Here is a 26388-nt window from a genome sequence, read left to right on the forward strand (position 1 = left end):
TTCCGATCTTCGCCCTTGCCAAAATTACATGGATACTTCCACTTCTTCTTCATTCTTGGTAACAAGAACCACCTTCTCTAAGCTAACTAATTTGGACCCGTCAGTAAATACGAATACTTCCTGTGCCAAAATATGTTGTGCCAATGCTTTGACATCTGCTTGTTCTACCGGCTTTTTCGCGTATGGTACTGCCATTGTGAATTTTTTTCCATTATCTTTTTTAAATTCCAGTGATAATACTTCTGTCATATTTTTCACCTCCTTTTTCCAATGTAGATGCACACATTACTCATTTGTTACTTCTTTCGCATCCTGTTTTTGAATTTTTCCGGAATAAGCTTGCAATTTCAATACTTTTTGTCCAAATGTAAGAATAACATCATCAGTCAAAGTTGTTTTGATATTTGCAAATGTTTTGCTTTTACGGACTGTTTTTCCGGGAGTAGTTCCCGGGAGTTCGTATACCATACGAACAGCGCTTGTTTGATTCACTACTTTAACCATGCTCGTTCGCCTCCTTTCACCCCTATATATGCAATTCATTGGTGAAAAGGATACTTTTTTATTTTCCTCATCAAAAATTACTGTTTCTTTCATCCAACTTCAAATTCTTTTCTGTATCCATATTGTCAGTTCCACTACTACATTCATCCTTAATACTCTTTTTTTAGGTAAGACTATTTCAAAATTCTATTCACAATTTATTATGTTGGTATTTTTTTATCCCAGCATAAATTTCTTCTCTTTTTTGTTTTTTGTATCTCTTTCCTTTTTTAGATGCATATACTATAATAGAAAGAACAAATGTTCTTTTTCTAATATCATCTCATTACATATTAAGATCAATCAAAAGTATCAGCTCAATTGCTACGAATTGGATTGAATCTTACTTCTTTCTTGAAATCGGTGTGTCTTGGATGAAGTCAATTACTTTCGCACTTCGCTGTAATGAATGGTTGAAATGGAACATTCGGTTCTATCGGATAACAGAATACTTTGATATAAGAGATTATATGGAAGGAGTAGGTAGAATGAACGATACAAAACAGGTAACTGAGTGGATTGTTCAGTATCAAGCAATAGAACGTTCCCAGGATACCGAAAATCAAAAGAAAAAGCAGGAACAAAAGGAATTATTAACAAATATTTTGACTGCATTGACACCGATGCTTTTTGCACGATGTTCTTATTATTTTGGATATACGACTGAAGATTTGATTCAAAACGGATATGCTCGAATGATTGAGTTACTACACGAATATGATTCTTCCCGTACGGAAGTTCCCGTACTCGGATATCTCAATCGAATGATTGCCTGTTACTATTTTTCATTGAATCGAAAGATGAGAAAAGAGCAGGAACGATTGCAGTCCATTGAACAAGATACTTTGGAATCAGCATTGGTTGCAGAGGATACCCATCACTATGAATATGACTGGAAAAACATTCTTTCTATTTTGAATGAGAAGGAGTACAAAATTGTTACAGAACATATTTTGAAAAAGAAAACATTGAAAACACTTTGTTACGGAATGCATATCTCATATCCTTATGCAAAAAAACTGAAATCCTCTGCACTCAAAAAACTTCGTTATCAATTACAATCTGTTTCTTGTCTTAAATAGCGTTTTTCAAAAAACATCTTCAAAAAAATTGATATTACAATTTGTAGCGTAGCAAGTTTCTTTACTGCTACGCTTTTTTTGTATGAAACTAAGAACTCAATAATCCATCTCCTACATTTTCTCTACCACTCTTTATTCCGTATTTTCTTAATTTCGTTTCTTCTTATTTCTGTTTCTCCTTATTTCTGTTTCTCCTTATTTCTGTTTCTCCTTATTTCTGTTTCTCCTTATTTCAATTTGATTGTTTTCTTCCACCATTCTTTTCTATGATTTCAATTTAGTTTCCAACAAAAAAGACGTTTTCTTCGACTACTGAAACTATGATGGAGTCACAGTACATCAACAAAGTTACCTATTTTTTCCGTTACAATGAACGAAAAACTGATTCCAACACAATATCCAACATTTTCTATACCAAGTTTTGGAACTGAAACAGTCTGAAAAACAACTTTGGAATCTCTGAATCTATGGTATAATAACTCTATTCAAACAGATTGACAGGAGGTTTATGATGAAGACATATTATGATTATTTTAAGGAATTATCTTTGATTCCTCGTGAGTCGGGAAAAGAAGAAAAAATACAACAATTTTTGCTCAATTTTGCCAAAGAATATGGATTACATGCCTTTCGTGAGGATGTATCCGGAAATATTGTGATTCAAAAGCCGGCAAGCAAAGGATATGAGCACCTTTCAGGAGTCATCTTACAAGGACATATGGATATGGTGTGTGAAAAAACACCGTATTCCACACATAATTTCGATACTGATGGAATTGAGCTGATTGAAGAGGGTTCTATTGTGCATGCCAATAATACTACACTCGGTGCAGATAACGGAATTGCTGTTGCTTATGCAATGGCAGTCCTTTCTGATAACTCGATTTCTCATCCTCATCTTGAGGCAATCTTTACAACACAGGAAGAAACAACTATGTTCGGTGCAGATAACTTGCAAGAAAACACGTTGCAAGGAAAATATCTTTTGAATCTTGATTCTGAAGAAGAAGGAATATTCTATGTTTCGTCTGCTGGCGGTTCTGATTTTCAAGGAAGATTAGAAGGTTCTCGCATGGTTTCACAAAAAAATTGCACTGTAGAACTTTCTGTATCCAACCTTCATGGAGGACACTCCGGAATGAATATTGCATCAGGATTTGGAAATGCAAACAAAATCATCGGCCGTGTACTGTATCAGCTGGATAAAATCATCCCTTTTGATCTTATCTCGATTGAAGGAGGTTCTAAACCAAATGCAATTCCACGTGATTCCAAAGCAGTTATCAATATAGAAGAAACAAATCTGTCTCGTTTGTCATACTTTTTACAAAACATAGAACAATCATTACTACAGGAGCTTGCTCCCGTTGATTCTCTCTCTCTTTCAATTCAAAAAATCGACTTGATAGAATCAGCATTTACAGAAAGTAACAAACATTCTGTTATCTCTTTCTTGTCAATGGTTCCTAACGGCGTGCAAACCATGAGTCAAGAAATCAAAAATTTGGTCGAAAGCTCTCAAAACCTAGGTATCGTTCGTACAATAGAAGATGCTGTTTCGTTTGTTATCTCTATTCGAAGCTCTGTAAAATCACTTGCAGATTGGATTGGAGAAAAAAATCTTCTGCTTGCCAAATTATGTCAAATGGATGGTATCGTTCACAACGGATATCCAGGATGGGAGTATCAGCCGAATTCTCCACTTCGTGAGTTGGCACTTAACATCTATCAGGAACAATATGGACAAAAAGCTGAAATTTCTGCTATTCACGCCGGATTAGAATGTGGTTTCTTTGCAAAAAAATATCCAAGTGTCGATATTATTTCATTTGGTCCGAATCTTCACCACGTGCACTCCCCAAAAGAGTATATGGAGTTAGATTCAGCAGATCGTGTGTATGACTACTTGGTACTTCTTCTAAAAGAAATGATACGACTATAGGGTTTCAAATCATTCTTAAAAAGCAACCTATAAATAACGTTTTTGCAGTCATCATACTATCATGACAAAACTTAATTACTGACTTTTATGGTTATCCATGCTTTCAAATTCCTATAAAATCATCAAATAGTAAAAAATGTAGGAACAAAACAATGACAAGAATCACTCATCAGAGCATTTCTGTTATCGTTTCATGATACGTTCGTATGATGGATGGAATGTCACTACAAACACTTTAAGCGATAGGAAGAACCTCTTTCTATTACCTTCCAATAAGGTAAACCAAAATCAGAGAAATAAACCTATTTTTAATAAATCACTTCCATACAAATAAAGAGGCTTTCAGAATACCGAAAGGAATCTGAAAGCCTCTTTCACTTTCTTATTTTTTTCTTTTTTTCTACACCGGATTGAAATGATATCCTAGTTGTTGTGTTCCCTAAAATGACTTAGAAACATTAAAACCGAATACAACATCCAATTCATTTAACAATTCTTCTGTTTGATTATCAAATTCAGCCGAGTTGATATCAATTTGTGCACAAAGATATGCTTTTCCGCCATCACGAATATCTGTATACAAAAAGGCACTGATTGGCTGTTTCTTTTCATTCAAATAAGATAACGGTTTAATTACAATCGTATCATTGTCTGCAGTAATCGTTTCTCCAAATTGAACATCAGTATAATTTTTTTCACTTGCTGTATTTTTAAATTCTTCTATCATTTTTTCATTTGCTGCTAATGCAGTATCCATTTGCTTCATATGAACATGTACTGATACTCCATGAGCACTTCCATGCAAAGAATGAATATCCTCTTGTTTGTAATTTTCTTCATAAGGAACATAACCATCTCGAAGCAAATCCCCCTCAGAAAAACCATCTTCATAAGCACCGATTGCGATATGATTAAAATCCGGAGCTTTGTGATAAACCTGCTCTAATACTTCCAACTTTTGTGTATCCTCTGATGTTACGTTGGATGTAGGTGCTTTGTAAAATTGTGATGTCCCTAACAAAACAGCTCCTATGAGTAATACTAATACAAGTCCTACAATTACTATCGTTATTGTTCTTTTCATTGTTATCTTCCTCCTTTAAATTTCACCGTCATACATTGACGAAACTTTCTTCCCTCTTTCACACTTCAACAATATATCACTCTACCGATACATCAATCCCTTAACAAAGTGTTTGTGTTTGGTTCTGAATGTTTTGTGTCCAATCTTTTTACGGTTATATATCGCTCTAAATCAACTTGATTCACAACAATTTCATACTAATAGATATTCATAAAAAAGTCAATAAATCAGAAAGTAGAAAAAATTTATTGACAATGGTATCATACAAATAAGTAAAACATAAGACCTGAATAAAGCTGGAGGTGAAACACATGGCAGTTGAGAAAATAATTTCTTTTATCTTAGCGGGAATTTTTGCTTGTATCAGTCTTTGTCAGTTCATGGAAAAGGGCATTCTGTTGAATAACTCCTTCATTTTTGCATCCAAAGAGGAACGAAAAAATTTAGACAGAAAAAAATATTACAGACAATCAGCAATTGTGTTTTATATGCTCAGTTCAGTATTTCTCGTAACAGGTCTCTCTATTATTTTTCAAAATAAAAAAATACTACTTATTAAAATTCCTTTACTAATCGCTACTCTAATCTATGCAGTCATCTCATCTATAAAAATAGAGCGAGATACCAAAAAATAAACCACCCTGAAAAAAATGACAGTTTTTGAAAACAAACAGGAAGAAATTGAAAAATGTCTATGATGTGATATTATAATAGAACAGAAACAATTACGATGATTGCAATATCTTTTCCGTACTTTCACTATCCGTTATGATGAGAATAATGGGCATAAACTAGAAATCTAACAAAAAACTTAGTAAAAAGGAGAATCTTGAATGAAGAGTATTCCGATAGAAAAATTATATCATCCTCAATATGAGTTGCTTTCGATTGATGATAAAAAGAAACTCTTAACTAAGATTGCAGAAAATTATCATTTAGAATTACTCTATTTTGAGGAGTTTTCAGCTTTTGAAAAAGCAACCTATACGGCAGTCTATCGTTCCAAAGACAATATCGAGTTTGTATTTGTTCCGGGAGATACTGTCAAACTTGGGATTGATTTTCAAAATAAGAAATTGCATGAAATCTTTAATCAGGAAAATTTAGAAGAACTTGCCTATGTCTTTTTAGATGGCTACGAAGATGAAGTCTGTAATGAAGATATGATTGCAGAGAAGATAAAAGAATCACTTTCTAATCAAGATGTTTTATTTCAAATAGAAGATTATTTGAATCACAATTTTAGTAAAGAGAAAAATTGTATCATACATCCTCTACTAGTACAACGAAATTACAGTGAAACTTGTTGGACAAAGATACCACAAGATGAATTGAAACAAAATATAGAGTTTCAACAAATGATTGCAAAAGCTAAAAAGGATGGAATTGATGAAATCACAGTTTACAAGACTGTTTGTTTCTATCAAGAAAATGGAAATTGGGATGGTAAACGTTACAAAGAAACTACATTCCAAGACCTTTTCCAAGAAATCAATGATAGTAGTTATTCACTTCCTACAAAAAGAGAGTGGGAGTACTTAGCCGGCAAGGGTTGTAGAAGTATTTTTCCTTGGGGCAACAATATGGATTTTTCGATGAACCTAAGGCATATTGGGTGGATGGAATCTGATGGAGACTACCCTTTAGAAAAAGAGAATTTTTTTGGACTCCATATCGCATACGATCCCTATTGTAGAGAAATTGTATCTGATAACGGACTGTTTTCCTATAAAGGTGGGGATGGAGGTCGAAATATCTGTAGTGGATTGGGTATCGTTTGGGGGTACTTCCCCATTTCACCATATTTTCAAGATAGCAAAGAAGAAATCGGTGATACTGTCAATGGAGGGTATGACTTTTTTCGAAGAGTGATTAGAATAACGGATGACACTTTGAATAGACTGTAACTATATCATAACTTCTTTTCTTATGTAAAAAACAAAAGGAAATTTGAAAATCACCAAACAGTTTCTACAACAAATATCTCACAGAGATTGGTTTGAATATACCAAGCAATATCTGAACTATAATTTGAAGTGATACCTTCCATATATCCAAATACAAATTGGAATAGATACTTTGGTGAAAAAAAGACACTCTATCTTCTTGCATTATTGAGATACAAAAATCAGTTGAACAGCTTGAAAGTGTTAGTAGTCTTATAGGAAAAAAGAACATTCTCACAACTAACAAAGCAACAGATAAAAATGCGATATAAAGCACAAAATTAGTATCATGTATTGAGATAAAGTGAAAACATTTATGGAGAGTATTATGAAAAAGTTAAATTTTTTACTAATATTTTTTTGTAGTAAGTTTAATGTTAATGTTATTTGTCATTTTGCAAAATTTGAATATGATTCATATCATTCCAACAACAACACTTGAAGAATTAGAAAGATTTTCACATTACGGACTAATCACCAACTGTATTGCGTATATTTTTCTATCACTCTCTATAATGATTCGTGCTATTATTTTTAAATTAAACAAGACAAGGACTAAAGAGTATTGTAATGTGATAGACATAAAGAAAAGACTAAAAATATTGTTTGTGATTACTATTATTATTTCTACAATTATACTTCTTGTTATTTCTTTATTATTCACTTTTTTCGCATTAATTGAGATTCCTGATATTCCAATCTAATGGAAATATAATAGCATTTTCATTCTTCTTCCTTTTCAACCTAAAAATGAAACAAGCAATATGATTATCAATAAAAAATGCTATTTCACCATTTTATGACAACTAGTTCTTCCATCTCTTTACTTCATTATAACTCAAACAAAAAACGCTCTCTCCCAACAAAATTGGGAAAAAAGCGTTTTATTTTTAAGTATAGTTTTTATAGATTACTAAATTATGTGTATCTGTTAATTTTGGTATCATATGTCCATTCTGAGATAAGCTATCCATTCTAAGACGATTATCAATAAGAAATTTCCTTATTTCTACCAAAGACTATTCTCTTTGAGAACATTCATCTGTCTCTTCGTTCAAAAGATAGGATAATACAAACAAACTGTCACTTAAATGAACATTTTCTACTACAATATCATCCAATCCGTCCAAATCAATCGGAGAAAAGTTCCAAATTCCCTGAATGCTGGTCTTGGACAAAATATCTGCGATTTCCTGTGCTCTTTCTTTCGGTGTACAAATAAACGCTACTTTGATTTGATTTTCTTGAATGTATATCGGCAAAGTTTCGATATCATAAATGTCCATTCCATGAATGGTCAACCCTACTAATTTAGGATTGATGTCAAATAATGCTTGTATTTCAAACCCTGAACTATGATTCCAAGGATAGTTCGCCAAAGCTTGTCCCATATTTCCGGCGCCGATAATAACAGTCTTATAATTTTGTTTCAATGCCAAAATATCTTGAATTCCCAAAAATAATTCTTGAACATTATATCCGTATCCCTGTTGACCGAATCCACCAAAATTATTCAAATCCTGTCTGATTTGAGAAGCGGTAAACCCGATAATTTTACTTAATTCCTTAGACGAAATTCTCATCACACCTTCATCCAACAACTCTTGCAAATATCTGTGGTACTTTGGCAGCCTTCGAATCACCGCCATTGAAATCTTCTTCTTATCATTCATAAAGTAGTTACCCTTCCTATCTGTGAAATTGTCTGTTTTTGTTATTATAACATACTTTAAAAATCAATATACATCTATTTCAAAAAATTTCAATTCTTTTTTCTTATATTTTCATTTTCGTTCCCTTTTAGAAAAATGTATTCTATTGTATACTGATAACGATAGATTAGTCTATTTAGATTTTGAAATGAGGGATTTTATTGAAAACAATCACAAGTCAAACTTCCGAAACATTGAGAATTGGAATTTTTTTAACTCTTTCCGGAGGATTTCAAGATGCTTATTCCTACCTATGTCGTGGAAAAGTTTTTGCAAATGCTCAAACGGGAAATATTGTCCTATTGGGACAAAGTATTGCAGAAAGAAATATTACCATGATGTTTCGTTATCTCTGTCCTCTAATCGCATTTACTCTCGGTGCCTATATTTCACAGAGAATGAAATTATCCAACCGAAAATTTGTTAGATTCCATTGGAGGCAACATGTGTTGTTACTTGAGATGTTGCTTATGGTTGTTGTTGGTTTTTTGCCGGAGCAACTTAATATTTTAGCAAATATTATGCTATCATTTGTTTGTGCCATGCAAGTAGTAGCATTTTCTAAATTCCATGGAAATGCTTATGCAACCACCATGTGTATCGGAAACTTGCGTTCTGCTACAACACTTCTCTGCGAATATCACATTACAAAAGATCAAAACACAAAGAGAGATAGTTTTCACTACTTTTTCATTATCTTTGTCTTTCTAGTCGGTGCATCACTTGGCACCATCATTGGAGAGCAGTTCCATCTACATTCTATTTGGTTTGCAATTCTATTTTTATTCGTTGCATTCATTATGATGTTCTATGAAACTGTAGAAACCAAACAGTTATTCTAATCAAAAACAATGAAATCTATTGCATGATACAAGGGAGATCTAAAACGATTCTCCTTTTTTTGTTCCTTTTTGTTCCGTAACATCCAATCTCTTAGACTATAGAACAGATATTTCACAATAGTCTATCTCTCAAATTTATGCTACAATAAAGAAGATCATCGATTTACTGAGCCCGCTTTGATGTATTCATTTGTAAATCTGTGATTGGAACAAATCCAAAAAGAAAGTCTAAAATTTATCAATCCATCCAATGGAACGACTGCATTTTAAAGTTATATTTTGGTGTAAAAACACTCTTATTGTGATACAGTATATTTTTATCCCAATCATTTGAAAAAACGGTCTATCTCACATGATACATCTACTATATTAAAGGAAGAATTTTTATGATTACATTAGCTTTAAACAATATATCAAAATCATACGGTGTAGAACAAATTATAGAAAATATCACATTTTCCGTAAATGAATATGAAAAAATAGGCCTTGTTGGAATGAACGGTGCCGGAAAATCCACTCTATTTAAGTTGATTGCGAAAGAATTACATCCTGATTCAGGCGACATCTATATATCCAAAGAAACTTCTATCGGATACCTCGAACAAAATGTTCGTGTTGATTCCAACCACACATTATATGAAGAAGTGCTGGATGTATTTCACGATGTCATGGAGCTGGAAAAAGAGATTCAGTTTTTAGAACATGAAATCGCACGACTATCCAATCAGGAAGAGGAACTTCAAAAAGTGATGACTCTCTATGCAAAAAAAACGGAACAATTCTCTCAAATGAATGGCTATGCCTATCATTCAGAAGCAAAGGGAATTTTAATCGGATTAGGTTTTACGGAAGATGAAATGAACAAATCCGTCAAGCTACTGTCAGGTGGAGAGATGACTCGTCTTCTGCTATCCAAACTTCTATTGAAAAAAACGAATATCTTATTGCTTGACGAACCGACAAACCATCTGGACATGGATAGTATTCAATGGTTAGAAACTTATTTGAAACAATATAAGGGTAATGTGATTCTAATTTCACATGATCGGTATTTTTTGGATCAACTTGTTACAAGAACACTTGAAATTCGTAACAAGCGATTGTTTGACTATAGTGGAAACTACAGTGATTATTTAATTAAGAAAGCAGTTGAAGAAGAACTTGCAGAAAAAAATTACAAAGAAAATCAATCTGAAATCAAACGACAAAAAGAAATCATCCGTCAGCTCAGAGCATTTGGACGTGAAAAACAAGTCAAAAGAGCAAGAAGTCGTGAAAAACTATTGGACAAAATGGAGAAGACAGAAAGACCTCAAACGATGGAAAAACAGGCACAAATTCAATTTTCTCCCTCTGTACAAAGCGGATATGAGGTTCTCCATGCAAAACATCTAGCAAAATCATTTGGGCAACGCCATCTATTTCAAAATGTTTCCTTTGATATTTTTCGTGGAGAGAAAGTTGCTCTTATCGGTCCGAACGGTTGTGGCAAAACGACACTTTTCCAAATTCTATTGGAAAAAATATCTTCCGATGACGGTTCCATTTCTTTTGGAACCAATGTCAAACCTTGTTACTTTGATCAAACAAGGGAAGATTTAAATGATTCCAACACTATTTTGGATGAGGTTTGGCAAGCATATCCCAATCTGAAAGAAACACAAATTCGTAATATGTTGGCAGCATTTTTATTTTACGGTGATGATGTCTTTAAACTGATTTCCACTCTAAGTGGAGGCGAAAAATCTCGTATTTCACTTTTGAAACTGATGTTATCCAGCTCCAACTTCTTATTTTTGGATGAACCGACAAACCATTTGGACATCTCATCCAAAGAGGTTTTAGAGGATGCGTTGATTGCTTATGAAGGCACATTGTTCTTTATCTCACACGACCGATACTTTTTGAATAAGGTTGCTGACAGAATTTTAGTTCTGACACCAAACGGAGTAGAAGAATATCTCGGTAATTACGAATATTATTTGGAAAAGATTACTGAGCAAAAAGAAACTCTTGAAATGTTACAAGAACAGTCTGTAAACAAAACACAACAAAAGCAACAGAAGAAAAAGTCAAAAGAAAAAGAGAAAGAACTTCGCCAACTCAAAAAACAAATTCAAACTTTAGAAGAAACGATTATGGAACTGGAAGAAAAAATAGAACAACTTGACTTGGAACTGTGTAAAGAAGAAGTCTATTCCAATCCGCCTGAGGCAATGAGAGTCCAAAAAGAAAAAGAGGATGCCTCTTCCTCTTTGGAACAGACAATGTTAGAGTGGGAAGAACTTCATGAAATGTTAGAAGAGTTGGATGAATAGCATAGAATTTTAAAAACACAAAAAGTAGTATCTTACACCTTATCGTGTAATGTACTACTTTTTTAAACCATCATTTCAGATTATCTTATCTATTCTGTTATGCTGTTATTCTATTTTATTTTTCTGCTTCCCGGCTTTACATAAGGCAACCCTTCTTTACACAACGGACATTCTTCTTGATCAAAGGTATCAATGTGTAATTGAATGGCACTGATAATATCGACATCTACATTTCCTGCAGTACGGTCAATAATTGATGCCAGGCCTATAACCTCTCCACCCATTTCTTCCAACAGGTCTTTTACTTCCAAGGAAGATTTTGCAGTAGTAACAACATCTTCACAGATAACGATACGAGCACCTTTTGGAATTTCAAACCCTCTTCGAAGTTCCATTTTTCCGTCCACACGCTCTGTAAAGATTGCCTCTATTCCAAGCTGTCTTCCCAATTCATAAGCTACGATAATTCCACCCATTGCCGGGCCTACCAATAAATCAGGTTTCAAATCTCTTAATTGTTCTGCAACCGGTTTTAATACTTGTGCCGCTTTATCGGGATAACGAAGAATTTTGGCACATTGTACATATTCTTTGGAGTGTTTTCCGGATGTCAACAAGAAATGTCCCTCCAATAATGCACCCGTCTCTTTTAAGATTTCTAACATAATACTCTCCCCCATTTTCTTAGTTAAATAATTCCTCTAATTTCATCAAAACTATGGATATGATTCTCTTTCATATAACGTTCTATACCTTCTACTAATTGCAATCCGGACATCGGATTGATAAAAGATGTTGTTCCGAACTGAACTAGATGTGCTCCTACCATTATAAACTTAATCACATCTTCCCAACTTTCTACACCACCCATTCCGATAACCGGAATGGAAACTGCTTTACTCACTTCTCTCACCATACGAAGAGCAATCGGACGAATTGCAGGTCCGGATAGTCCGGCTGTCACATTGTCAAAAACTGATTTTCTTTTATGAATATCAATTTCCAATGCATTGAATGTATTGACCAAACTTAATCCGTCTGCTCCGGCAGATTCCACTGCTTGTGCAACTTCTACCAAATGATGAGCATTTGGAGAGAGTTTAACAATAAGTGGAGTTGAAGTAATTTTTTTTGCCTCTTTTGTAATATATTCTGCATCACAGGCGTTCATTCCAAACGCCATTCCCCCAGCTTTCACGTTTGGACAGGAGATATTCAGTTCGATTAAATCCATCACTCTATGACTCTTATTATGTTCTTCCAGCAATTCTATGGCTTCCAAGTAACTTTCCAATGTAGAGCCTCCCACATTTGCCAAAATGACGGTGTCTTTTTCTCTCAAAAAATGGCTCTCATGTAAGATATAATCTTTCACTCCCGGATTTTGTAATCCAATAGAGTTCATAATTCCTGAAGGCGTCTCAACGATACGAATGCCGGAATTTCCATCTCTTGGTTCCAAAGTCAATCCTTTTGTTGAAATCCCTCCAAGTTTGGAAATATCATAGAATTCATTGAATTCACTTCCGAATCCAAATGTTCCCGATGCTGCTATCATTGGATTTTTAAATATTTTGCCCCATATCATCTGTTGCATCATTCCCACACAACCTCCCCTTGATGGAATACAGGTCCGTCTTTGCATACTTTTTTCATACCTAGCATTGTTTTGCAAGAACAGGACAAACAAGCTCCGATTCCACATCCCATGTGTCTTTCTAAGGAAACATAGGTATCGTCATGATGTTTCGAAACTGCCTCCATCATCTTTGACGGTCCACAGGTCAAAACGGTTTCCCATTCTTTCCATGAGACATCATCCAAGATGGTTCCTCCGATTTTGAAGTGAACATTCACACCTTCAAAAAGCGACTGTATATTTTGGATTTCTTTCTCTGTATATAGGTCTTCTCTTAAGCCGATATATAGTTTGGAATCGGGATTGTGTTTTGCACACAGATACAATGGTGCCATTCCGATTCCCCCACCAATCAAACATGTTTTCGTATCTAAGATTGGAAAGCCGTTTCCATAAGGCCCATGAATCGAAAGCCTCTCACCGACTTTTGACTGACTCAATACCTTTGTACCGCTTCCTTTCACTAGATATAAAAAGTGGATTCCTTCCTCATCAACATCGAAGACACTGATAGGACGAAATAATGTCATATTCGATTGCTCTTTTTTCAACATAAAAAACTGTCCTGCTTTGATTTCGTAACATCCTTTCAGTTTCAGATAATACAAATCTCTTGTTACTTCTCTGTTTTCTAATATTTCTACTTGTTGATACACTGCAAAAGCTCCTTTGCAAATTGTTGTGCTCTTCTTCTTAATTCCCGTTCGAACTCTCTTTCTTCTACCATTCCTGCAGTCATTCCTCTGGATACATTCACTACTCCATTTTGTCTGTCTGCAATCAAAGTTCGGATGTCTTCAATTTTTGCACCTTGTGCTCCGTATCCCGGTACAAGCAGAAACAGCTTGTCTGTATATGGTTTCATCGCATGGATGTCTTCAATGTTGTTCACTCCGACAACCGCTCCCATACAAGGAAGTTCACTTCCTGTATCACATTCTTTTCCCCATTGATAAATGGTGTCCAACACATTTTGGGAAAGAGTTTGCTCTGTTTGATTCAATTTCAAATCTTGGAAGTCTTTGGAACCGGGATTGGATGTTTTACCTAAAATAAAAGCTCCTTTGCCTTGTTTGAAGTATGGAAAATACGGAGAAACAGCATCCTTACCCATGTATGCGTTCAATGTTACAATATCCGCCTCAAAATCTCCCGTAAAATGTCCCTGTGCATACATTTCTGCAGTAGAACCAATATCTCCCCTTTTAATGTCAGCTATCACAATCTCTCCCTGACTGCGAATATAGCTGAGAATCCTTGCATAAGCTCGAAGTCCTGCCAAACCGTATGCCTCATAACAGGCAATCTGTACTTTATAGCAAGCTGCATACTCTTTGGTGTTATCTACAATTGCTTTTGCATATGCAAAAAAGTGCTCTTCTGCTTCAAATGTTCCATTTGAAATGGCAAGAGGAATTTGATTTTCTCTCAAATCAATTCCAACGCAAAGAGGACTTTTTTCAATCGCTCTTTTTTTAAGCTCGTTCATTATCATATGCAATTTCTCCTTTCACAATCGTTTTTTCGACAATTCCTCGCACTTCTTGTCCGTCATAAGGTGTATTTTTGCTTCGTGTTGTCAATTCTTCTTTCGAAAGAATTGTTTCTTTATCTGATACAAGAATCAAATCAGCGATATTTCCTTCCTGTACTCCTCTTTTTTTGTCAATCAATGTTGCCGGACGGACAGACATCAACTGTATCATTGTGTTCCAATCTATATTATGTTCAAAACATACTTTTCGAATCATAGAAAAGGCATTTTCAATATTGATGATTCCCGGTGCACCTTTTTTCTTATCATCATCCGAATGCGGAGCGTGGTCTGTTCCTACATAGTCTACATAACCTCTTTTGATTGCCTCTACAAGATACTCACTGTCCTCTTTTGTTGCAATCGGTGGATTGACACGGTAGGTCAAGCCATGACTGAACAAATGGTGTGGAGTTACTTCAAATGTAACATGTAAACCCATCTCTTTTGCTTTCACAATCGCTTCTACGGATGCCTTGCGACTGATGTGACAAAAATGTAAGTTTCCGCCGACCTCTTTCACAAGTTCAATGTTTCGAATGACCATCTCTGTTTCCGGTTCACTGTGATCCATAATCAAAAATCCTAATTCTTGTGATTTTGCCAATGCTTTTTTCATCACTTCGGCATTGTCTACATTTCTTCCATCGTCAGAAAAAATATTAGTCAAGGTCATCAGTTCTTTGAAGTCTACCAATTCTTCTCCACGCAATCCTTTTGTAACAGAACCTACTTGGCATACATCCAAATGAAGAGGTTTGCTATTGTTCAACACTTCCTGTACAATTTCAGGACAATCTGCAACCGGCTTGGTGTTTGCCATTGCAATCACATCGGTATACCCACCCTTCATACAGGCAATATCTGCTTCTTGATAAGTTTGTTTATAAGCAAATCCCGGATTTCTAAGATGAAAATGGCTATCTACAAAGGAAGGCAAAAGGTACAACCCCTCTGCCTCAATCATGTCAATTTTTTCTTTTGTAGATTTCACATAAGATAAAATAGATTCTTTTCCAACCCTAAAAATTTTATCATCCTTAACCAATACATCATCTACTCTATTCAATTCAGGAATTGTTGCATTTTGAATCCATAACATAATTGTTCCTCCATTCTTATGTTAGATTGTAATTACTCTATCACAGTATTCACAACTATATGCATGATCTTCTGCAGTTTTTTCGTGGAATTCCACACTCTCTACATACTCATGATTGGAGATACATTTTGGATTTGGACAAGTTGTGTATATTGTAGAATATTCCGGCTTGATTGGACGTGAAGAATCTTTTTCAGCTTCTTCAATCAGTTTCATAATCAATGCCATTCTGATATACATCCCATTTTTCGCTTGATCAAAGTATTTCGCACGCTTATCTTTGTCCACACCTTCTGTAATCTCATTTACTCTTGGAAGTGGATGCATAATAATAGCATCTTCTTTTGCCAACGTCATTTTTTCTTCATCTAGAATATATACATTCTTCAATCGTTCGTATGTTTCCAAACTGTCAAATCTTTCTTTTTGGATTCTTGTCATATATACAATATCCACTTTCGGTAGAACTTCTTCCAAATTGGTGCTCTCAAAGAAACATCCGCCTTTGATACCGTTCTTCACATATTCGGGCATTTCCAACTCTTTTGGTGATACGAAAAAGAATGTATTGTTATCATATTTCGTCATCGCTTCAACAAGAGAGTGAACTGTTCTACCATATTTCAAATCTCCTACCAATGCGATATTCAAATTATCCAAACGACCTTTTTCTTTATAGATAGTTAGCAAGTCAGTCAATGTTTGTGTCGGATGTTGATGGCCTCCATCTCCTGCATTGATCAATGGAACATCCAAAATTTCAGTAACAAGTTGAGGTGCTCCTTCCATCGGGTGTCTCATAACAATCAAGTCGGTATAGCAAGCTACTGTTTGAACAGTGTCTTTCAAAGATTCTCCTTTTGCTACAGAAGAATTTTTAACTTCTGACAATCCGATAATTTGTCCTCCCAAACGAAGCATTGCTGTTTCAAAACTGAATTTTGTTCTGGTAGAAGGCTCAAAAAATAAGGTAGCCATGACTTTTCCTCTCATCTTATCCAAATAATTTTGGGGATGCAAAGAAATATCTTGTCCTACCTTAATCAATTCCGCTAATTCTTCAATTGTAAAATCATTAATTCCGATTAAATGTTTCATTACTTATTCCTCCTTGATAGTCTCTCGTACTACATTAAAAGAGCAAACATAAATTGTGTTCTTTTTTGTATTTTATTTTACATAAATATTACTTTATTGCACTTTTTTTGTCAATAATATTATCAAAAAAGAAATTTCTTTTTCTTAAATTGTAAATGATAAAACCTGTATTGAGCAGTCTATGTCTGACAATTAAAATTACAAAATATTTCTTTTTGAAACATTACATTTTTAAAAAAGAATCTATAATATGTCAAAACTCCATGTCCAACTAATATAGTTCACAAATTTTTTATTCTATCATAATCAACAACTTATCATTATATTTCTATTTATAGCGAATTCTCATCATTATAACAAAAATTCCTCTATTTTCATTTAAATTTCATTGTTTTTCGTTTTATTTTCTCGTCCTAGGGTATAATGAAACAAGAAAGTGATAAATAAATTAACAATAAATTAGTTATTATAAGGGGGATATTATGAGTATTTTACAAGATTTTATAAAAACTGGTGATTGGAAAGGTGAAAAACACGTTCCGGTAATTACATGTGCTGATACATTTAAAGCTGGAGAAGTTACAGATATTACTTTATCTATCGGAGATGCTATTTCTCACCCAAATACTGTTGAACATCATATCGCTTGGTTCAAACTATTCTTTGTTGCAGAAGGCAGCAAAAACGTTGTTGAACTTGGTGATGCTCATTTTGATTCTCACGGAGAAGCAAATTTATTTTCTGAACCAAAAGCAGTATTCTCTGTAAAACTTCCTTCTTCCGGAAAATTAGTTGCATTAAGCTACTGCAATCTTCACGGATTATGGGAAAATGTGAAAGAAGTTACAGCTGAATAATATTATTTGTTTATTGGGCATATAGGATGATTGTTCTATATGCCTTTTTTATACTGCTCTAAAAGATGTTCCATTTCTTTATTGTTATTCCTGTTTTTAATCGTTATTCCTATTCGTAGTTGTTGTTTCTCTTCTTATTCACTATTTTTATGGACAATAAAATGACATTACCTTTTGACAGCTATTCGATAGTACAATTCAAATGCTTCTATTTTTAACAAATTCATTTTTTTCTTAACTGTTTTTCTTCATTTATTTCTTATTTTATGAACTACTTTATTTCCTTATTTACACCCGATTTTATGATACTACTTTACTTGATTTTTGTATTGATTCCTTAAATTTTTTTCATTTATAGCTTTTTCTTATTATCAAAAAATAAATACTGTCTTTAATTTTTAGAAATTATAGTAATCAAGTTTAGTTATCCATTGAAATAATATTTTATTATCTAATATATTTCATTTTACTCATTTTTTAAATTCAAATTTACTCTTTCTATTTTGTTCTATCCTATCTGTTATTCTCCTAGCAAAACAATTTTCGTTTCACTCTATTTATTTTTCCTCTTATTCTTTCTGTTTTCTTCTATTCTCTTTTTTCTTACAGTAATACAAAAAACCTTAGATACAAAAGAAATGTTTTGCATCTAAGGTTTCTGTTTTCTTATTTTTAACTTTCAACTTTTAGTTTCCTAATGATTTTTAGCAAATTATCTCAAAAAGTTGTTCTTATTTTTCAAGATATGCTTCTTTATAGTTTACAGGTCCTGTAATAGATTTTGGTGCATTTTTGATTGTTGTTCTCTTTAAGTTAGCATTTGTATAGTAGTAAAGAGGAATAACTGGCATTTCTTCCATCAAAATTGCTTGAGCTTCTAACATTGCATCATCTCTTTCTTTTCCAAGAGTAGATTTTGCTTTTGAAATTAACTCATCATATTTAGGGTTATTGAATTTAGCATCATTGTTTCCGGAAGTTTTAATCCACATATCCAAGAATGTCATTGGATCTACATAGTCTCCAATCCATCCGTGACGAGCTATTGTGTAGTTTCCTTCATTTCTAGATGTTTGGAATACTTTCCACTCTTCGTTACGAAGTTCTACATTGATTCCAAGGTTTTGTTTCCACATAGCTTGAAGTGCTTCTGCAATCGCTTTGTGTCCTTCACCTGTGTTATAAAGAACTTCGATTGTTGGGAAGCCTTTTCCGTCAGGATATCCTGCTTCAGCCAACAATTGTTTTGCTTCTGCAACTTTAGAATCATCTGTTGCAATACCATAATCTCCGGCAGCTTCTTGGAAATCAGTTTTTCCGTCAGACATTGGAACTCCTTTTGGAACGAATCCAGTTGCAGGAATTTGACCTGCTTTTGTTACTTCGTCAACAAGAGCTTGTCTGTTAATTGCAAGTGCTAACGCTTTTCTTACTTTTGGATTGTTAACTGGTTCTTTTTCCATGTTGAATACATAGAAGTATGTTCCCAAGTAAGGTACAATTTCAAAGTTTGGATCATTTGCTTCTTTCAAAACAGTAATTTTTTCTGATGGAACTGCTGACATAAAGTCAATTTCGCCTGCTTCGAACGCAGCTACTGCTGTAGAAGCTTCAACGATAAATACATAGTCAACTCCGTCTAATTTTACTTTATCTGCATCATAGTAAGTTTCACTTTTTACAGTTTTCAAAACATCATCATGTTTCCATTCTGAAACTTTGAATGGTCCATTTCCGATATAAGTATCTACATTCAAAGCCCATCCTTCAGGATCTGCAGATACGATATCTTCTCTTACTGGCATATAAACAGGGAATTCTGTTAATTGTAGGAAGTATGGTGTGATGTTTTCTAATGTAACTTCCAATGTTTTGTCATCAATTGCTTTTACGCCCAATTCATCAACAGGTTTTTCTCCTTTGTTGATAGCTTCTCCGTTTTTAAGGTAGTACAATTGGTAAGCATATTCAGCAGCAGTTGCAGGATCAACTACTCTTTTCCAAGCATATACGAAGTCACCAGCTTTTACCGGTTGTCCGTCAGACCATTTAGCATCTCTTAAATGGAATGTATATGTCAAGTTATCTTCACTGATTTCCCAAGATTCAGCCATTCCAGGAATAGCTTGTTCATGTTCATCCAAACGGCAAAGTCCTTCAAATACAGTACTAATTATTTGGTGACCGTCTGCAGCTGTATTTAATGCAGGGTCAATTGTTTTTGGTTCAGAAGCTAAGTTGTGAGTAATTACTCCACCGCCGGCAGATCCACCGTCTCCTCCATCTGTTGAACCACCGCAACCTGCAAATAGGGAAATTCCCACTGCAGCTGCTAATGTAAGTGCCAATAATCTCTTCTTCATTTTTTTCCCTCCTAAAGTTATCATTAAAATTTGAAAGTTAAAATAATATATATATTGGTAATAGTTTACCCATATATGACTGTTTTATTTGTCATTGTATAAATGACATGCACAATAATGTCCAGGTGATAGTTCTTTTGTGACAGGTTCTTCTGTAGCACAAATATCCATCGCATACTGACATCTTGTTCTGAATCGACATCCTGAAGGTGGATTGATTGGACTTGGTACATCTCCCTCTAACAGGATTCTTTGATTCTTTTTAGCTACTTCCGGATCAGGAATTGGAATCGCTGACAACAAAGCCTGTGTATATGGATGTTTCGGATTGCTATACAATTCATCAGCATATGTTAATTCTACAATTTTTCCAAGGTACATTACACCGATTCTGTCAGAAATATGTTTTACCATGGAAAGGTCATGCGCAATAAATAAATAGGTCAGTCCTCTTTCTCTTTGAAGATCTTCCAACATATTGATAACCTGTGCTTGAATCGAAACATCCAAAGCTGAAATCGGTTCATCACAGATGATAAATTCCGGTTCAACTGCCAATGCGCGTGCAATACCAATACGTTGTCTTTGTCCTCCTGAAAATTCATGAGGATAACGAGCGGCGTGATCCGGATTCAAACCTACTGCATCCAACAAATCTTCTACGATTTTTTGTCTGGTTTCCGGTGTTCCAAGGTTGTGAATATCTAGAGGTTCTCTGATGATATCCCCAACTGTCATTCTTGAGTTCAAGGATGCATAAGGATCTTGGAAAATCATTTGAATTGCTTTGCGATATTTCTTCATTTCAGATGGTTTTAACTTCGTAATATCTTCCCCTTTGAAGATAATACTTCCATCTGTCGGTTCGTACAAACGAATGATGGTTCTTCCGGTGGTAGATTTTCCACATCCGGACTCTCCAACCAACCCTAAGGTTTCACCTTTACGAATTTGGAAGGATACATCATCTACTGCTTGCACATATTTTTTATCTTTTTTCAAAAAACCACTGGATACATCAAAATATTTTTTTAAGTTTTTGATCTCTAATAAAACTTCTGCATTTTCGTTATACATGTGCTACCCCCTTTTGAAATCCTTCAACTTTAGGTGCATCCTTGTGAAGCAACCAACAAGCTGACTTATGTGTTTCCGATACTTGAACAAAAGGTGGTAATTTTTGCATACACACTTTCATCGCATGTTCACAACGAGGTGCAAACGGACAACCTGCCGGCGGTTTCAACAAGTCCGGAGGTGTTCCTTCAATCGGAATCAATCGTTGTTTGTCCTCTTTATCTACTAATTTCGGAATAGAGCGAAGTAGCCCTAATGTATATGGATGTTGTGGAGAATAGAAGATTTCGTTTGTTGTTCCTTCTTCCATAATCAATCCACCATACATAACGATAATTCTGGAACATACATCGGCAACTACCCCCAAGTCATGAGTAATCAAAATAATAGATGTTTCCAAATGAGTTTTCAAATCTTTCATCAACTCTAGGATTTGCGCTTGGATAGTAACGTCAAGTGCTGTTGTAGGTTCGTCTGCAATCAATAGAGAAGGCTCACAAGAAAGTGCCATCGCTATCATCGCTCTTTGTCTCATCCCACCGGAAAATTCGTGAGGATATTGTTTCAATCTGCTTTCCGGAGATGGAATACCTACCAAACGTAGCATTTCTATTGCTTTTTTTTCCAGTGCTTCCCCACTCAACTTTTGGTGAGTACGAATCGCTTCTTTAATTTGGTTACCAATAGTGAATACCGGATTCAATGATGTCATTGGATCTTGGAATATCATAGAGATTTCATTTCCACGGATTTTTTGCATTTCTTTTTCATTCTTATTCTCTAAATGCTCTCCTTTGAAAATCATTTCTCCACCAACTACTTTTCCAGGATATACCAACAATTTCATAAGAGATAACGAAGTTACTGATTTTCCGGAACCTGATTCTCCTACGATTCCGATTGCCTCTCCCTTATCTAAGTGAAAGCTGACTCCACGAATGGCTTTTACCTCTCCAACGTGTGTAAAAAAGGAGGTGTATAAGTCTTTTACTTCTAACAATTTGTTTCCCATTTCTAATTTCCTCCCTTACTTACGCATTTTTGGATCTAACGCATCTCTCAAACCATCCCCTAAGAAGTTAAAGGACAAGATAATTAAACAAAGTGCCATCGCCGGAAATAACAACAAATGCGGATAGATAGCAAATTTATCTAATACATCGTTACACAAACTTCCCAAAGATGCTCTTGGAGCAGATATTCCAAGTCCGATAAAAGAAAGGAATGCTTCTGTAAAGATTGCACTTGGAATAGACATTGTAAGGTTTACGATAATTGGACCTAAAGCATTTGGAATTAAATGCTTGAACAAAATTCTGCTTCCGGATGCTCCTAATACTCTCTCAGCCATAACATACTCTTGCTCTTTCAAAGAGAAGATTTGACCTCTAACGATACGAGCCATACCAATCCAATAGATGGTTCCTATTGCAATTAAGATGTTTTTCATTCCTTTGTTTTCCGGCATCATAACCATCAACAAGATTACATATAATGTCAAAGGAATGGTACTCATAATATCAACGATTCTCATCATGATATTATCTATCTTTCCACCCAAATATCCTGCAACTCCACCATAACTAACTCCGATAGTAAAGTTGATAACTGATGCTACAATACCAACCAATAATGATACTTTTGTACCATACATTACACGAATAAACAAATCACGTCCATGTGCATCCGTTCCGAAAATATGTTGCAAGGAAGGTCCCTGATTTGTATTAGACAAGTCTTGAACATCGTATGCATACGGATAAACGTATGGCAATATAAAAACTAAGATTGTCAAAAATATTAAGAAAAACATAGAAACAACTGCTAATTTGTTTTGTTTCAATCTTCTCCAAACATCCTGCCAATATGTCAAGGAAGGACGGACAATTTTTTCTGCATCTTTTTCTTCTTGTGTCGCTAAGACAAAATCTTCTGTCTGTAACACAATTTCATTCATTGATTCCATTCAAATACCTCCCCTTCCTATTTGTTAATTTTAATTCTTGGATCAATCAATCCGTAAACTAAGTCTACGATAAAAATAAATACTACCAAAATCAATGAGTAAAAAATAGTAACTCCCATGATAACTGTATAGTCACGGTTACTGATACTTTCTACGAACATACGTCCCATTCCGGGTACTGCAAATATCTTTTCAATAATGAACGAACCTGTCAAAATCCCCGCTGTCAAAGGTCCTAAATAAGTTACAACAGGTATCAATGCATTTTTTAATGCATGTTTAAACACTACAACTGTTTCTGTCAATCCTTTTGCTCTTGCTGTACGAATATAGTCTTGGTTGATTACTTCCAACATGGAAGATCTTGTCAAACGTGCAACATACGCAATGGAACTTACTCCCAACGCAATCGTTGGCATAATTCTACTTTTCCAACTCACCCAACGGGAAGTAGGCAACACTTTTAATCTTGTACCAAATACATAGATCAGCAATGTCGCTAACACGAAGCTCGGTATCGTAACTCCCACAATGGCGAAAAAAATCATTGTCCTATCTATCCATGTTCCCTGTTTTAGTGCTGCAATTACTCCAAGCGGAATTCCAACTATTACGATAAGCAGAATTGCCAATCCTCCCAATTCAGCAGAGATAGGAAATCCGTCGCCAATCATGTCGTTTACTGTACGACCATTGTATTTCATTGACGGTCCAAAGTCTCCCTTTGCTACTCCGGATACATAATCAACATATTGCTGACTCAACGGCTTATCCAAATTGTACTTTTCCAATAGTGCCTTTTCAATTGCAGGTGGTAGTTTCTTTTCCCCCGTAAACGGATTGCCCGGTATGGAATGCATCATCACAAATGTTAATGTAATAACAAAAAATAATGTGATAAACATTGAGACAACCCTTCTTACAACATAGCCTCCCATAACATTTTCTCCCTCTTTCCTTTGAATGAATCAGAATCTCTATTATGAATCGCAAAGTTCAAATATTGTTCATTTTGCTCAATATTCATTTTTTTCTAAATTCAATGTTTTTTTAGACAATTCTGATAATAATGAAAGATAGCAACCGAGTTTTACAAAGATTCAAGATTGCTATCTTGATTTTCTATATATTACCACAGGTTTGAAAAAAAATCTATCTTTTTTCCATTGAAAAATCAAATATTTCATATTTCTTTACGATTTTTTGTTTAATTCATAATATTTTGTTATTCTTGAAAATTACAAAATCACTCTATTTTATCGTGTTTTTAATCGTTTTTATTTCATTCTCATTTTATAATATGAATAATGAAATATTTTTTTGATTCAAATACAATTCAATTATAACTTCTATTCTAAAAATGATGTTGTATCTTACATTTGATTCTTTCAATTCGTCTAAATAATATTTTTTGTTTGTCAATGAAAGATTTTTTTCGTTGTTAGAAGTATAGATTGTTAATTGTAAATCACAATTTTCTTTGCTTTTTATTCTCAAATAATAATCTATACAATTTTACTTTCATTTTTTATACTCTTTCTCAAATACTTTTTTTCTTGAAAAATGTTTCTATTTGTTATTCTATTTTGCTCCTCTTCTATTCTTTTATTCGTATCAATCTCAAACGTTTGAAGTCCAAACCATGTATTTCCAATCTGCTTCTGTTTGAGTTTTCTAATATTTTATTCTTGATATATCACGTTATTTTTTTCACTATAATTCTAATCTTTTTTGGAGTTCAATTCAATATTTATTCTTGTTTTGTGTTCTAGTGAAATAATATGCAATGAAAGACCATTGTATCATTCAAATCTTTCCAATGCTATCATGATGCAATGATATCTGTATTTCAGTGGGCTAGTTTTATAAAGCCGATTATTTCTTTACAAAACTAACTACTTTAGAAAAAAGAAGATTCCTTAGATCAATCTAAGAAATCTTCTTTTTAACTTTTTATTCCTCTGTTTTCATCATGACATCTTTCATAATTTCATCAAGATCTGTAATGACATCGTGAATATCATCTGTCGTTTCACCAATTAGAATATCATCTCTGTCTGTCAAAAATTCGTCTTTTATTTGTTCATCCAGTTCATATTCTTTTTGAACCTGAAATTCATCAATATTTGCATTATCTAAAGTAGCTTCTCCACCAACTAAAGATTTATATCGTTTCATTCCAGTTCCGGCAGGTATCAATTTTCCGATGATTACATTTTCTTTCAATCCAATCAATCGGTCTTTCTTTCCTAAGATAGCAGCTTCTGTCAAAACTCTTGTTGTTTCTTGGAAGGATGCTGCAGATAGGAAGGAGTCAGTTGCTAAAGATGCTTTTGTAATTCCAAGTAAGTTTCGTTTAAATGTTGCAGGAGTTTTTCCTTGTTCTTTCAATGCTTCCGTTTCTCTCATTACTTCAGAATAATCTACCAATGTTCCCGGCAAGAATTGAGAATCTCCTGACTCTTCAATTTTTACTTTTGACAACATTTGGCGTACGATGATTTCAATGTGCTTGTCATTGATATCAACCCCTTGAAGACGGTATACTCTTTGTACTTCTTTGACGATATAGTTTTCTACTCCTGTTACTCCGTTTACTTCCAAAATGTCATTTGGATTGATGGAACCTTGAATCAAAGCTTGTCCAGCCTCAATCTGTTGTCCTTCTTTTACACGAAGAATGGAGCCGTAAGGGATAGTATAACGTTTCTCTTCCTGTTCTCTTTGAACTACAACTTCTTTTTTCTTGTTTGTTTCTTCGAAATGAACGGTTCCTGCAATTTCTGATATCATTGCAAGTCCCTTTGGTTTTCTCGCTTCAAATAATTCTTCAACACGAGGAAGACCTTGTGTGATATCTCCTCCGGCAACTCCACCGGTATGGAAAGTACGCATTGTAAGCTGTGTTCCCGGTTCTCCGATAGATTGCGCTGCAATGATACCGACAGATTCTCCCACTCCTACCATTTTACCGTTGGCAAGGTTTCGACCGTAACATTTTGCACAAACGCCGTATTTTGATTTACATTGTAATACAGAACGAAGTTTTACCTTTTCGATTCCTGCATCAATAATTGCAGTTGCAATTTTTTCTGTAATCATATCCTCTTTAGAAACAAGTAACTCACCTGTTTTTGGATCATAAATATCATCACATGGATAACGCCCTACGATACGATCGTATAGTTTTTCAATTACCTCATTTCCATCAGTAAATGCTGCTACTTCGATTCCATCTTCTGTTCCACAATCAATTTCACGAATGATAACATCTTGGGCAACG

At 34.4% G+C, this 26388-nt stretch carries 23 protein-coding genes and 1 pseudogene; 8 read left to right on the forward strand and 16 right to left on the reverse strand.

Annotation, left to right across the window (positions count from 1 at the left end):
• Positions 1 to 24: 24 nt before the first annotated feature.
• The gene (locus ACO5GE_RS04850; RefSeq protein WP_484829802.1) at positions 25 to 249 is read right to left on the reverse strand and encodes a DUF2922 domain-containing protein; all 225 of its coding nucleotides are present in this window, start codon (positions 247 to 249) and stop codon (positions 25 to 27) included.
• A 36-nt stretch (positions 250 to 285) separates the two neighbouring features.
• Positions 286 to 504: a DUF1659 domain-containing protein gene (locus ACO5GE_RS04855; protein ID WP_484829803.1), complete on the reverse strand. Its 219-nt coding sequence runs from the start codon at positions 502 to 504 to the stop codon at positions 286 to 288.
• Positions 505 to 917: 413 nt separating this feature from the next.
• Between ACO5GE_RS04855 and ACO5GE_RS04860 the strand changes: the two genes are divergently transcribed.
• On the forward strand, positions 918 to 1625 hold the full coding sequence (locus ACO5GE_RS04860; RefSeq protein ID WP_484829804.1) for a sigma-70 RNA polymerase sigma factor region 4 domain-containing protein: 708 nt from the start codon (positions 918 to 920) through the stop codon (positions 1623 to 1625).
• Positions 1626 to 2136: 511 nt separating this feature from the next.
• Positions 2137 to 3567, forward strand: a complete 1431-nt coding sequence (locus ACO5GE_RS04865) for an aminoacyl-histidine dipeptidase (RefSeq protein WP_484829805.1) — start codon at positions 2137 to 2139, stop codon at positions 3565 to 3567.
• Positions 3568 to 4006: 439 nt separating this feature from the next.
• On the opposite strand, the gene ACO5GE_RS04870 is transcribed toward ACO5GE_RS04865, so the two are convergent.
• A complete protein-coding gene (locus ACO5GE_RS04870) occupies positions 4007 to 4651 on the reverse strand; it encodes a hypothetical protein (protein ID WP_484829806.1) in 645 nt (214 codons plus the stop codon).
• Positions 4652 to 4962: 311 nt separating this feature from the next.
• Here ACO5GE_RS04870 and ACO5GE_RS04875 point away from each other — a divergent pair, with 311 nt between their 5' ends.
• The 3 genes from ACO5GE_RS04875 to ACO5GE_RS04885 all read left to right on the forward strand — a co-directional run bounded on the left by ACO5GE_RS04875 (position 4963) and on the right by ACO5GE_RS04885 (position 7301).
• On the forward strand, positions 4963 to 5286 hold the full coding sequence (locus ACO5GE_RS04875; protein ID WP_484829807.1) for a DUF3784 domain-containing protein: 324 nt from the start codon (positions 4963 to 4965) through the stop codon (positions 5284 to 5286).
• 198 nt (positions 5287 to 5484) lie between these two features.
• The gene (locus tag ACO5GE_RS04880; protein ID WP_484829808.1) at positions 5485 to 6558 is read left to right on the forward strand and encodes a hypothetical protein; all 1074 of its coding nucleotides are present in this window, start codon (positions 5485 to 5487) and stop codon (positions 6556 to 6558) included.
• Between the two features lie 413 nt (positions 6559 to 6971).
• Positions 6972 to 7301, forward strand: a complete 330-nt coding sequence (locus ACO5GE_RS04885) for a hypothetical protein (protein WP_484829809.1) — start codon at positions 6972 to 6974, stop codon at positions 7299 to 7301.
• A 315-nt stretch (positions 7302 to 7616) separates the two neighbouring features.
• Here the strand turns inward: ACO5GE_RS04885 and ACO5GE_RS04890 are convergent, their stop codons facing one another.
• Positions 7617 to 8270 (reverse strand): redox-sensing transcriptional repressor Rex, encoded by a 654-nt coding sequence (locus ACO5GE_RS04890; protein WP_484829810.1) that lies wholly within the window; start codon positions 8268 to 8270, stop codon positions 7617 to 7619.
• A 200-nt stretch (positions 8271 to 8470) separates the two neighbouring features.
• Here ACO5GE_RS04890 and ACO5GE_RS04895 point away from each other — a divergent pair, with 200 nt between their 5' ends.
• Together ACO5GE_RS04895 and abc-f are read left to right on the forward strand one after the other, a co-directional pair.
• Positions 8471 to 9151: a YoaK family protein gene (locus ACO5GE_RS04895; RefSeq protein WP_484829811.1), complete on the forward strand. Its 681-nt coding sequence runs from the start codon at positions 8471 to 8473 to the stop codon at positions 9149 to 9151.
• Positions 9152 to 9537: 386 nt separating this feature from the next.
• Positions 9538 to 11469 carry a ribosomal protection-like ABC-F family protein gene (gene abc-f / locus ACO5GE_RS04900; RefSeq protein WP_484829812.1) on the forward strand — a complete coding sequence of 644 codons (1932 nt, stop codon included), beginning with the start codon at positions 9538 to 9540 and terminating at the stop codon, positions 11467 to 11469.
• A 110-nt stretch (positions 11470 to 11579) separates the two neighbouring features.
• Here the strand turns inward: abc-f and pyrE are convergent, their stop codons facing one another.
• From pyrE to pyrB, 6 genes are read right to left on the reverse strand one after another with little or no spacing between them, the layout of a single operon-like run.
• Positions 11580 to 12149 (reverse strand): orotate phosphoribosyltransferase, encoded by a 570-nt coding sequence (pyrE, locus tag ACO5GE_RS04905; protein ID WP_484829813.1) that lies wholly within the window; start codon positions 12147 to 12149, stop codon positions 11580 to 11582.
• Between the two features lie 8 nt (positions 12150 to 12157).
• Positions 12158 to 13075: a dihydroorotate dehydrogenase gene (locus tag ACO5GE_RS04910; protein WP_484829814.1), complete on the reverse strand. Its 918-nt coding sequence runs from the start codon at positions 13073 to 13075 to the stop codon at positions 12158 to 12160.
• The gene (locus ACO5GE_RS04915) at positions 13066 to 13764 is read right to left on the reverse strand and encodes a dihydroorotate dehydrogenase electron transfer subunit (RefSeq protein ID WP_484829815.1); all 699 of its coding nucleotides are present in this window, start codon (positions 13762 to 13764) and stop codon (positions 13066 to 13068) included. Before ACO5GE_RS04915 ends, ACO5GE_RS04910 begins: the two co-directional genes overlap by 10 nt.
• Positions 13749 to 14603, reverse strand: coding sequence for an orotidine-5'-phosphate decarboxylase (gene pyrF / locus ACO5GE_RS04920; protein ID WP_484829816.1), 855 nt, complete (start codon positions 14601 to 14603; stop codon positions 13749 to 13751). Before pyrF ends, ACO5GE_RS04915 begins: the two co-directional genes overlap by 16 nt.
• Entirely contained in the window at positions 14584 to 15744 is a 1161-nt protein-coding gene (locus ACO5GE_RS04925) for an amidohydrolase family protein (protein ID WP_484829817.1), read from the reverse strand. The genes pyrF and ACO5GE_RS04925 overlap by 20 nt, the downstream gene beginning before the upstream one ends.
• A gap of 21 nt (positions 15745 to 15765) precedes the next feature.
• Positions 15766 to 16842 carry an aspartate carbamoyltransferase gene (pyrB, locus tag ACO5GE_RS04930; RefSeq protein ID WP_484829818.1) on the reverse strand — a complete coding sequence of 359 codons (1077 nt, stop codon included), beginning with the start codon at positions 16840 to 16842 and terminating at the stop codon, positions 15766 to 15768.
• 482 nt (positions 16843 to 17324) lie between these two features.
• On the opposite strand from pyrB, the gene ACO5GE_RS04935 reads away from it, so the two are divergent.
• On the forward strand, positions 17325 to 17699 hold the full coding sequence (locus tag ACO5GE_RS04935) for a class II SORL domain-containing protein (RefSeq protein ID WP_484829819.1): 375 nt from the start codon (positions 17325 to 17327) through the stop codon (positions 17697 to 17699).
• A 731-nt stretch (positions 17700 to 18430) separates the two neighbouring features.
• On the opposite strand, the gene ACO5GE_RS04940 is transcribed toward ACO5GE_RS04935, so the two are convergent.
• The 6 genes and pseudogenes from ACO5GE_RS04940 to ACO5GE_RS04965 form a co-directional block, all read right to left on the reverse strand.
• A complete protein-coding gene (locus ACO5GE_RS04940) occupies positions 18431 to 20062 on the reverse strand; it encodes a peptide ABC transporter substrate-binding protein (protein WP_484829820.1) in 1632 nt (543 codons plus the stop codon).
• Between the two features lie 84 nt (positions 20063 to 20146).
• Positions 20147 to 21139 (reverse strand): ABC transporter ATP-binding protein, encoded by a 993-nt coding sequence (locus tag ACO5GE_RS04945; RefSeq protein ID WP_484829821.1) that lies wholly within the window; start codon positions 21137 to 21139, stop codon positions 20147 to 20149.
• A complete protein-coding gene (locus tag ACO5GE_RS04950; RefSeq protein ID WP_484829822.1) occupies positions 21132 to 22151 on the reverse strand; it encodes an ABC transporter ATP-binding protein in 1020 nt (339 codons plus the stop codon). Before ACO5GE_RS04950 ends, ACO5GE_RS04945 begins: the two co-directional genes overlap by 8 nt.
• Before the next feature lie 15 nt (positions 22152 to 22166).
• Entirely contained in the window at positions 22167 to 23105 is a 939-nt protein-coding gene (locus tag ACO5GE_RS04955) for an ABC transporter permease (RefSeq protein WP_484829823.1), read from the reverse strand.
• A 17-nt stretch (positions 23106 to 23122) separates the two neighbouring features.
• Entirely contained in the window at positions 23123 to 24043 is a 921-nt protein-coding gene (locus ACO5GE_RS04960; RefSeq protein WP_484829824.1) for an ABC transporter permease, read from the reverse strand.
• A 1015-nt stretch (positions 24044 to 25058) separates the two neighbouring features.
• Positions 25059 to 26388 (reverse strand): annotated as a pseudogene (locus ACO5GE_RS04965) (DNA-directed RNA polymerase subunit beta'); the annotation flags it as partial.

The sequence above is a fragment of the Filifactor sp. genome, assembly GCF_057248345.1.

What these genes read in the sequence shown, in the direction of transcription:
- ACO5GE_RS04955 (WP_484829823.1), bottom strand. Translation starts at nt 23,105, where the DNA reads ATGGAATCAATGAATGAAATTGTGTTACAGACAGAAGATTTTGTCTTA.
- ACO5GE_RS04940 (WP_484829820.1), bottom strand. Translation starts at nt 20,062, where the DNA reads ATGAAGAAGAGATTATTGGCACTTACATTAGCAGCTGCAGTGGGAATT.
- pyrE (WP_484829813.1), bottom strand. Translation starts at nt 12,149, where the DNA reads ATGGGGGAGAGTATTATGTTAGAAATCTTAAAAGAGACGGGTGCATTA.
- ACO5GE_RS04870 (WP_484829806.1), bottom strand. Translation starts at nt 4,651, where the DNA reads ATGAAAAGAACAATAACGATAGTAATTGTAGGACTTGTATTAGTATTA.
- ACO5GE_RS04860 (WP_484829804.1), top strand. Translation starts at nt 918, where the DNA reads ATGAAGTCAATTACTTTCGCACTTCGCTGTAATGAATGGTTGAAATGG.
- ACO5GE_RS04850 (WP_484829802.1), bottom strand. Translation starts at nt 249, where the DNA reads ATGACAGAAGTATTATCACTGGAATTTAAAAAAGATAATGGAAAAAAA.
- pyrB (WP_484829818.1), bottom strand. Translation starts at nt 16,842, where the DNA reads ATGAAACATTTAATCGGAATTAATGATTTTACAATTGAAGAATTAGCG.
- pyrF (WP_484829816.1), bottom strand. Translation starts at nt 14,603, where the DNA reads ATGATAATGAACGAGCTTAAAAAAAGAGCGATTGAAAAAAGTCCTCTT.
- ACO5GE_RS04935 (WP_484829819.1), top strand. Translation starts at nt 17,325, where the DNA reads ATGAGTATTTTACAAGATTTTATAAAAACTGGTGATTGGAAAGGTGAA.
- ACO5GE_RS04950 (WP_484829822.1), bottom strand. Translation starts at nt 22,151, where the DNA reads ATGGGAAACAAATTGTTAGAAGTAAAAGACTTATACACCTCCTTTTTT.
- ACO5GE_RS04925 (WP_484829817.1), bottom strand. Translation starts at nt 15,744, where the DNA reads ATGTTATGGATTCAAAATGCAACAATTCCTGAATTGAATAGAGTAGAT.
- ACO5GE_RS04885 (WP_484829809.1), top strand. Translation starts at nt 6,972, where the DNA reads ATGTTAATGTTATTTGTCATTTTGCAAAATTTGAATATGATTCATATC.
- ACO5GE_RS04945 (WP_484829821.1), bottom strand. Translation starts at nt 21,139, where the DNA reads ATGTATAACGAAAATGCAGAAGTTTTATTAGAGATCAAAAACTTAAAA.
- ACO5GE_RS04890 (WP_484829810.1), bottom strand. Translation starts at nt 8,270, where the DNA reads ATGAATGATAAGAAGAAGATTTCAATGGCGGTGATTCGAAGGCTGCCA.
- ACO5GE_RS04960 (WP_484829824.1), bottom strand. Translation starts at nt 24,043, where the DNA reads ATGGGAGGCTATGTTGTAAGAAGGGTTGTCTCAATGTTTATCACATTA.
- ACO5GE_RS04880 (WP_484829808.1), top strand. Translation starts at nt 5,485, where the DNA reads ATGAAGAGTATTCCGATAGAAAAATTATATCATCCTCAATATGAGTTG.
- ACO5GE_RS04855 (WP_484829803.1), bottom strand. Translation starts at nt 504, where the DNA reads ATGGTTAAAGTAGTGAATCAAACAAGCGCTGTTCGTATGGTATACGAA.
- ACO5GE_RS04875 (WP_484829807.1), top strand. Translation starts at nt 4,963, where the DNA reads ATGGCAGTTGAGAAAATAATTTCTTTTATCTTAGCGGGAATTTTTGCT.
- ACO5GE_RS04865 (WP_484829805.1), top strand. Translation starts at nt 2,137, where the DNA reads ATGAAGACATATTATGATTATTTTAAGGAATTATCTTTGATTCCTCGT.
- abc-f (WP_484829812.1), top strand. Translation starts at nt 9,538, where the DNA reads ATGATTACATTAGCTTTAAACAATATATCAAAATCATACGGTGTAGAA.